The sequence below is a fragment of the Mesorhizobium sp. WSM4807 genome (assembly GCF_055811615.1).
Genome location: NZ_JBVVQY010000111.1, coordinates 1 through 763 on the forward strand (window position 1 = coordinate 1; position 763 = coordinate 763).

The following is a 763-nucleotide window of genomic DNA, read 5'->3' on the forward strand; positions in this document are numbered from 1 at the left end:
ATGTGGGCTAACGCTCTTAAGTCTGACAATGGCAAGCGGGTGTCGAGTGCACCCCGTGCATACGCGTATTCGGGAAGATAGCCGTTAACGATGAGGCGCCAGTCAAGGGGGACCACGTCACCGACGGCTCGCATCATCTTGACGATCGTGGTCGTGCAGTTCGTCGTGATGGAATTATAGAATTCTGGAGTCGTGGAAAGTGCATTTGCGTCCAAGACGTATTCCAGCAAGAGCGCCCGGGCCGCTTCCGGTGACACTTTTAGCCGATAGATTTGGACATCCTCTCCGCGAACGTTTGACCTGACGCCGACGACGTCTCGCTCGTCAGCCGCAATAATTACCAGGGGATTGCTCTTGAACAGGTCTGCCATGGGAGAAAACTTGCCGGCTCCATGGCGTCGCACCTCAATCGACCAGGCAAGATAGTCACCTCCTGCAAAGCCGAAGCTTATGATGACATGGGCGATTTTGGTCCCGGACCAATAAGACATGAAGAGGTCGACCGTCTGAACGGTGGAGAGGTCGTAGGTCCGCGTTGTCCAGCGTTCGGTGAAATCAGTAGCGCTACGCCATTCGAAGGCGCGCACATCAGTCAGCGTCAACAGGTTCCCGTCGCGGGTGCCGGTCACCTGACGGGCGACGTCGGGCGCCCAGTCTGCGTGATCGAAAGGCCTGATGGTGCTCCACCAAACCAGAATCACGGCAAACGCAGCTGCAAACAGGACAAGCGCCCTGATGCGAAACCGGCTGAAGAGCGCGATGA

Annotated in this window: 1 protein-coding gene; it reads right to left on the bottom strand. The window is 57.0% G+C overall.

Translation table 11 applies throughout. The features are described from left to right. Positions 1-763: Lnb N-terminal periplasmic domain-containing protein (locus tag AC0L3N_RS33905; protein ID WP_473552052.1), on the bottom strand; the 763-nt coding region annotated here is incomplete at both ends.